This is a genomic window from Microbacterium sp. Root53 (assembly GCF_001426925.1).
Taxonomy (GTDB): Bacteria; Actinomycetota; Actinomycetes; order Actinomycetales; family Microbacteriaceae; genus Microbacterium.
On the sequence record NZ_LMFR01000004.1, the window covers coordinates 62,002 to 68,479 of the forward strand.

The following is a 6,478-nucleotide window of genomic DNA, read 5'->3' on the forward strand; positions in this document are numbered from 1 at the left end:
CGGCGCGCCCCCGCCACAACGCAGGACCTCCTCCGCCGTCACGGCGTGCCTTCTCCCCGGCGCGCCGCCACGGTGCCGGAGGTCCTGCGTTGTGTCCGGACGGGGGCGCGTCAGACGCGGCGCCAGTCGTCCGACTCCAGGGCGGCGCCCGCCATCGGGCCCATCTGCAGCATCCCGCCGTCGACGGGCCAGGACGCACCGGTGACGTAGGACGACGCGGGCGAGGCCAGGAAGGCGATCACGGCGGCGACCTCCTCGGGCACCCCGGGGCGGCCGATCGGGATGCCGGGCCGCCGCGTCTCGGGCGCGTCGGCGGGGTCGATGCCGGTCATGGGCGTCGCGATCAGGCCCGGGGCCACGGCGTTCACGGTGATGCCGTGCTCGGCCAGCTCGATGGCCATGGTCTTCAGCAGCCCGCCGAGGCCGTGCTTGGCGGCGTCGTACGCGCCCGATCCGGTCTTCGGCTGGTGCTCGTGCACGCTCGTGACGCCGATGATCCGGCCGCCGCGCCCGGCGGCGACCATCCGGCGGGCCGCGCGCTGCATCACGACGAAGGCCCCGTCGAGGTCGGTCATCATGACGCGGCGCCAGCCCTCGAGGTCGACGTCCAGGAACGGCACGCTCTCGCCCGTGCCGGCGTTGTTGACGAACACGTCCACGCCGCCCAGGTCGTCAGCGAGGCCGTCGATCACGTCGCCGCAGCCGACGAGATCCGTCACGTCCAGGCGGGCGACGACCGCGCGGCGGCCCTCGGCCTCCACGAGGCGCGCCGTCTCGCGGGCGCCCTCCTCGTCGGAGTGCCACGTGACGCCGACGTCGAGGCCGTTCCTTGCGAGCGCGACGGCCGTGGCGCGGCCCATCCCCGAATCCGAGGCGGTGACGATGGCGGTGGCGGGCTGGAAGCTCTGGGGGTGAAGCATCTGGGTCTCGGTCATGGGGGCAGTCCACCCGGCGCAGCCGCTCCACGGAACTCCCTTGACAGCGGCGCCGGGCGGTTGTCCCGCGGCCCCGTCCCGCGGTACAGTATTCGCAGAACGAACAAACGTTCGCACAGCGAACACGCGAGATCCCCGGATCCGCGGATGCCAGCGAGGAGGCCGGATGATCGACAAGACCGTCGCGAGCGTCGAGGACGCCGTGGCCGGGATCGAGGACGGCGCGACGATCATGATCGGCGGCTTCGGCCGCGCCGGGCAGCCGGTCGAGCTGATCGACGCGCTCATCGCGCAGGGCGCGAGCGGACTCACGATCGTGAACAACAACGCCGGCAACGGCGACACGGGCCTCGCCGCGCTTCTCGCGGCCAAGCGCGTGCGCAAGATCATCTGCTCCTTCCCGCGCCAGAGCGACTCGTGGGTGTTCGACGGCCTGTACCGCGCGGGGGAGCTCGAGCTCGAGCTCGTCCCGCAGGGCAACCTCGCCGAGCGCATCCGCGCGGCGGGCGCCGGCATCGGCGCCTTCTTCTCGCCCACGGGCGTCGGCACGCAGCTGGCGGAGGGCAAGGAGGAGCGTGAGATCGACGGGCGCCGCTACGTGCTCGAGTACCCCATCAAGGCCGACTTCGCGCTGATCAGCGCCCTCAAGGGCGACCGCTGGGGCAACCTCGTCTACCGCGAGACCGCGCGCAACTTCGGGCCGATCATGGCCACGGCCGCCACGACGACGATCGTCCAGGTCGACGAGACCGTCGAGCTCGGGTCGCTGGACCCCGAGACGGTCGTGACGCCCGGCATCTTCGTGGACCGCGTCGTCGCGGTCGGGCAGCGCGCCTGGCTGCGCGACGGCGAGTTCGTCGGCGGCGTCGACATCGAGGGCCGCCCGCTCGCGGCGGCCGAGGGAGAGAGCGCATGAGCACCCGCATCAGCCGCGACGACCTCGCGGCCCGCATCGCCGCAGACATCCCCGAGGGCTCCTACGTGAACCTCGGCATCGGCGCGCCCACCCTGGTCGCCAACTTCCTGCCGGCCGATCAGGAGATCATCCTGCACACCGAGAACGGCCTGCTCGGGATGGGCGAGGCTCCCGCGCCGGACAGGATCGATCCCGACCTGATCAACGCGGGCAAGCAGCCGGTCACCGCGCAGGCGGGTGCGGCGTACTTCCACCACGCCGACTCGTTCGCGATGATGCGCGGCGGCCACCTCGACGTGTGCGTGCTGGGCGCCTTCCAGGTGTCTCAGGGCGGCGACCTGGCGAACTGGTCGACCGGCGCGCCGGGCGCGATCCCGGCGGTCGGCGGGGCCATGGACCTCGCGATCGGCGCGAAGTCGGTGTACGTGATGACCGACCTGCTGACCAAGCAGGGCGAGTCCAAGCTCGTCGCCGAGTGCACCTATCCGCTGACCGGCGTCGGCTGTGTCACCCGCGTCTACACCGACCACGCGGTGTTCGACGTCACGCCCGGCGGCTTCCGCGTGCGGGAGCTGTTCGGCGACAACACGGTCGAGGGGCTCGAGGAGCTCACCGGCCTGAAGCTGGCTCAGGTCGTTGAGCGAGCGAAGCGAGTCGAAACGACGAGAGGACCCTCATGAGCGCATTCGTGTACGACGCCGTCCGGACGCCGTTCGGACGCAACGGCGGCGCCCTCGCCGGCGTCCGCCCCGACGACCTCGCAGCGGTCGTCATGAAGGCCACGGTCGATCGCCTCGGCCTCGACCCGGCCCGGATCGCGGACGTCATCTTCGGCGACGCCAACCAGGCCGGCGAGGACAACCGCAACGTGGCGCGCATGGGCGCGCTGCTCGCGGGCTTCCCCACGACGGTGACCGGCGTCACGGTCAACCGTCTGTGCGCGTCGAGCGTGGAGGCGGTGATGCAGGGCTCGCGCGCGATCGAGGCCGGCGACGCCGACGTCGTCCTGACCGGCGGCGTGGAGTCGATGAGCCGCGCGCCGTTCATCGTGGAGAAGTCGAGCAAGCCGTGGCCCGCGATCGGCAACCAGACGATGTGGAACACCTCGATCGGCTGGCGGATGGTCAACAGGGCGCTCCCGTCCGAGTGGACGATCTCGAACGGCGAGTCGGCGGAGAAGGTCGCGCAGCTGAAGGGCATCACGCGCGAGGAGCAGGACGAGTTCGCCGCGCGCAGCCACCGCCTCGCCGCCGAGGCGTGGGCGGCGGGCGTCTACGACGACGAGATCGTGCAGGTGCCGGGTCACGAGCTCGCGCGCGACGAGGGCATCCGCGACGACTCCACGGTCGAGAAGCTCGCCGGCCTCAAGCCGCTGTTCGGCAAGGACGGCGGCGGCACCGTGACCGCCGGCAACTCCTCGTCGATCAACGACGGCGCCTCGGCCGTGCTGCTGGGCGCCGAGGGCGCGATCGACGCCGACCCGCTGGCCCGGATCGCGGGCCGCGGGGTGCACGGCACGGATCCCGATGTGTTCCCGCTCGCGCCGATCGAGGCCGCGAACAAGGCGCTCAAGGCGGCCGGGCGCACCTGGGCCGACGTCGACTTCGTCGAGCTCAACGAGGCGTTCGCGTCGCAGGCGCTGTCGAACCTGCGCGGCTGGCCGGAGCTCGACCCGGAGAAGCTCAACATCCACGGCGGCGCGCTCGCGATCGGCCACCCCCTCGGCGCTTCGGGCGGCCGCATCGTCGGCCACGCGGCCCACGAGCTCAAGCGCCGCGGCGGCGGCGTCGCGGTCGCCGCGATCTGCATCGGCGTGGGCCAGGGCCTCGCGGTGGTGCTCGAGCGCTGAGAGGCCAGACGCACCGGGACGCTTCGGCGGTTTCGACTCCCTCGCTGCGCTCGGTCGCTCAACCACCACGGGGCTCCGACCTCGTGCTGGTTGAGCGAGCGAAGCGAGTCGAAACCGTCCAAGCGCACCCACGACATCGACCATCGTGCGAGCGTCCCCGTGCGCTTCTCCGTCCGCCGCATTCGCGACGGACGGAGCCTCGGCGCCGGGGGCCCAGCGAGCGTGCGAGACGCTTCTGAAAAGAGATGAGAGGCTGAGCGGATGACCGAGCCGCAGCACCGCGAGTACGTGCAGTCGTTCGCGCGTGGGCTTGCGGTCATCCGGGCGTTCGACGCGGACCATCCGCATCTCACGCTGAGCGAGGTCGCCGTGCGGGCCGACGTGACGCGCGCCGCGGCGCGGCGGTTCCTGCTCACGCTCGAGGAGCTCGGCTACGTCCGCGCGACCGGCCGCGACTTCGCGCTCACGCCGCGCGTGCTCGAGCTGGGCTTCAGCTACCTCTCGGCGCTGTCCCTGCCCGAGGTGGCGCAGCCGCACCTCGAGCGGCTCTCGCGCGAGGTCGACGAGAGCGTCTCGGCGGCCGTGCTCGACGGCGAGGACATCGTGTACGTCGCCCGTGTGCCCACGCGCCGGATCATGAGCGTCGCCATCACGATCGGCACCCGGTTCCCGGCCGTCCGCACGAGCATGGGCCGGGTCCTGCTGGCCGCGCTCGACCCGTCCGAACGCCCGGACGTCGGGCCCGAGCTCTCAGACGAGCTGGACCGCGTCGCCGAGCAGGGCTGGTCGATCGTCGAGGGCGGCCTGGAGCAGGGGCTGCGCTCGGTCGCCGCGCCGCTGCACGGTCGCGACGGCGCCGTGGTCGCCGCCGTGAACATCTCCACGACCGTGACGCGGGTGTCTCTCGAGCGCCTGCGTTCCGAGCACCTGCCCGCGCTGCTCGACGCGACGCGGGCGATTGACGCCGAGATCCGCCACCTCTGAGGCGCCGCGACCGTCAGGCGGTGCCCGGGTCCTCCAGCCGGAAGCCGACCTTCAGGGTGACCTGGAAGTGCAGCACCGAGCCCTCGTCCGCGTGGCCCCGCACGGAGACCATCTCGAACCACTCGATGTGCCGCACGGTCGCCGACGCGCGCTCGAGTGCGCTCCGGATGGCCGCGTCGATCCCATCCGGCGACGAGCCGACGATCTCGCTGACGCTGTAGGTGTGAGACATCCTCGTCCTCTCCTTCGGCCGCCCGGGTGGCGGTGAGGTCCAGTCTGCTCGGCGAGCCGGGCGAGCGATAGGGCGCCGCCCCGGGTCGGCCGCCCGAACCGCGCCGGGCACCGCGGTCAGGCAGACTGATGCCATGCGAACCATCCGCGATCTGGACACCGTCGAACTGATCATCGAGGCCCAGGACCTGCTCGACTCGCTGCGCCGGTCGGAGCGGACGATCGACGCCGGCACCCTCCGCGCGCTGCAGCAGGCCGGCAACTACGTCGTCGGCCTGTTCGACGAGGACCGGATGGTCGGCGCCTCCATCGCGTTCTTCGGGGCTCCCGCGCGCCGCACCATGCACTCGCACATCACGGCGCTGCTGCCGGAGTACCGCGGCCGCGGCTGGGGCCGTGAGCTCAAGGAGCACCAGCGTCAGTGGGCGTTCTCGCGCGAGGTCGGGAACATCACCTGGACGTTCGATCCGCTCGTCGCCCGCAACGCGCACTTCTTCCTCACCGTGCTGGGCGCACGCGTGACCGGCTACGCCGTGAATCAGTACGGCATCTTCGGCGGCGGCGACGCGGGCGACGAGAGCGACCGCCTCGACGTGGAGTGGGCCCTCGCCGACATCGCCAAGCCGCCGGCCGACGATGCCGTCGTCCAGACACTCGAGATCCCGACCGACATCGAGCTGATGCGGGTCGACGACCCCGACGCGGCGCACGAGTGGCGCCTCACGCTGCGTGCGCAGATGGAGGAGCTGCTGGGCCGCGGGCTGCGGATCGGCGGATTTGAGGCGTCGCGCGGCTACCTGTTCGTCCAGGCCTGATCAGGTCCGGGCCACCAGGGGTGGTCGTGCTCTGCCGCGTGCTCTGCGTCTGGTGAGGGCGCAGGGTGCGGGCCGGTGGGTGCCGCGGCTGTCGATCCAGGGCGGTGCCTTCACCTCGGGGATGCCGTTGCGCATCCGGATGTCCCATCCGGATCGTTCGAGGTTGTGGTGGTGCCACCAGCAGAGGAGCACGCCGTTGTCGGTGTGGGTGGGGCCGCCTTTGGCGTGGTCTTCGACGTGGTGGATCTCGCACCAGGCGGCGGGGATGGTGCATCCGGGGATGATGCAGCCGCCGTCGCGGGCGGTGATCGCCTTGCGCTGGTGGTGGTTGAACAGGCGTTCTTTGGTGCCGAGGCGGACGATGCGTCCGTTGCGGTCGAACACGACCTTCTGCACTGCCCCGGTGCAGGCGATGCGGTGGGCGAGGTCGGCGGGGACGGGCACGTCGATGCCCTCGATGGTGGCGACGCCGGTGGGGGACTGGAGGTCTTCGAGGGCGACGTGCACGAGGAGGGTGGGGGCGTCGCCGCCGAGGGTGGGGGTCTCGAGGGATCGGGTGGCGGCGTGGAGGGCGGCGACGAGCACGTCGTGGCGTTTCTGGGCGGGGGTGCGGGGGTCGTCGACGGGTTCGTCGTCGGTCCACGGCTCGCCCTCGCCCTTATCTCGGTAGCTGTCGGTGAAGCGGACGGCGGGGTTGCCGCCCGCGTCCAGGATCCGCTGGAGCACCGCGGCGCCTTCGGGCGTGAGG

Annotated in this window: 8 protein-coding genes; 5 read left to right on the top strand and 3 right to left on the bottom strand. The window is 72.0% G+C overall.

The genetic code is table 11. From position 1 onward, the window contains the following. Positions 1 to 110: 110 nt before the first annotated feature. Positions 111 to 935: an SDR family oxidoreductase gene (locus ASD19_RS02965; RefSeq protein ID WP_156377084.1), complete on the bottom strand. Its 825-nt coding sequence runs from the start codon at positions 933 to 935 to the stop codon at positions 111 to 113. A 166-nt stretch (positions 936 to 1,101) separates the two neighbouring features. Between ASD19_RS02965 and ASD19_RS02970 the strand changes: the two genes are divergently transcribed. From ASD19_RS02970 to ASD19_RS02985, 4 genes are all read left to right on the top strand, one after another. Next, a complete protein-coding gene (locus ASD19_RS02970) occupies positions 1,102 to 1,851 on the top strand; it encodes a 3-oxoacid CoA-transferase subunit A (RefSeq protein ID WP_055988673.1) in 750 nt (249 codons plus the stop codon). After that, positions 1,848 to 2,531, top strand: coding sequence for a 3-oxoacid CoA-transferase subunit B (locus ASD19_RS02975; protein ID WP_055988674.1), 684 nt, complete (start codon positions 1,848 to 1,850; stop codon positions 2,529 to 2,531). The genes ASD19_RS02970 and ASD19_RS02975 overlap by 4 nt, the downstream gene beginning before the upstream one ends. Continuing rightward, positions 2,528 to 3,700 (top strand): thiolase family protein, encoded by a 1,173-nt coding sequence (locus ASD19_RS02980; RefSeq protein WP_055988675.1) that lies wholly within the window; start codon positions 2,528 to 2,530, stop codon positions 3,698 to 3,700. The genes ASD19_RS02975 and ASD19_RS02980 overlap by 4 nt, the downstream gene beginning before the upstream one ends. Before the next feature lie 261 nt (positions 3,701 to 3,961). Beyond that, entirely contained in the window at positions 3,962 to 4,684 is a 723-nt protein-coding gene (locus ASD19_RS02985; protein WP_055988676.1) for an IclR family transcriptional regulator domain-containing protein, read from the top strand. Positions 4,685 to 4,697: 13 nt separating this feature from the next. Here the strand turns inward: ASD19_RS02985 and ASD19_RS02990 are convergent, their stop codons facing one another. Continuing rightward, the gene (locus tag ASD19_RS02990) at positions 4,698 to 4,916 is read right to left on the bottom strand and encodes a dodecin (RefSeq protein WP_055988677.1); all 219 of its coding nucleotides are present in this window, start codon (positions 4,914 to 4,916) and stop codon (positions 4,698 to 4,700) included. Positions 4,917 to 5,049: 133 nt separating this feature from the next. Here ASD19_RS02990 and ASD19_RS02995 point away from each other — a divergent pair, with 133 nt between their 5' ends. Further along, the gene (locus ASD19_RS02995) at positions 5,050 to 5,730 is read left to right on the top strand and encodes a GNAT family N-acetyltransferase (protein ID WP_055988678.1); all 681 of its coding nucleotides are present in this window, start codon (positions 5,050 to 5,052) and stop codon (positions 5,728 to 5,730) included. On the opposite strand, the gene ASD19_RS03000 is transcribed toward ASD19_RS02995, so the two are convergent. Beyond that, on the bottom strand, positions 5,731 to 6,478 hold a 748-nt coding region (locus ASD19_RS03000), incomplete at its 5' end, for an HNH endonuclease signature motif containing protein (protein WP_156377085.1).

What these genes read in the sequence shown, in the direction of transcription:
- ASD19_RS02965 (WP_156377084.1), bottom strand. Translation starts at nt 935, where the DNA reads ATGACCGAGACCCAGATGCTTCACCCCCAGAGCTTCCAGCCCGCCACC.
- ASD19_RS02970 (WP_055988673.1), top strand. Translation starts at nt 1,102, where the DNA reads ATGATCGACAAGACCGTCGCGAGCGTCGAGGACGCCGTGGCCGGGATC.
- ASD19_RS02975 (WP_055988674.1), top strand. Translation starts at nt 1,848, where the DNA reads ATGAGCACCCGCATCAGCCGCGACGACCTCGCGGCCCGCATCGCCGCA.
- ASD19_RS02980 (WP_055988675.1), top strand. Translation starts at nt 2,528, where the DNA reads ATGAGCGCATTCGTGTACGACGCCGTCCGGACGCCGTTCGGACGCAAC.
- ASD19_RS02985 (WP_055988676.1), top strand. Translation starts at nt 3,962, where the DNA reads ATGACCGAGCCGCAGCACCGCGAGTACGTGCAGTCGTTCGCGCGTGGG.
- ASD19_RS02990 (WP_055988677.1), bottom strand. Translation starts at nt 4,916, where the DNA reads ATGTCTCACACCTACAGCGTCAGCGAGATCGTCGGCTCGTCGCCGGAT.
- ASD19_RS02995 (WP_055988678.1), top strand. Translation starts at nt 5,050, where the DNA reads ATGCGAACCATCCGCGATCTGGACACCGTCGAACTGATCATCGAGGCC.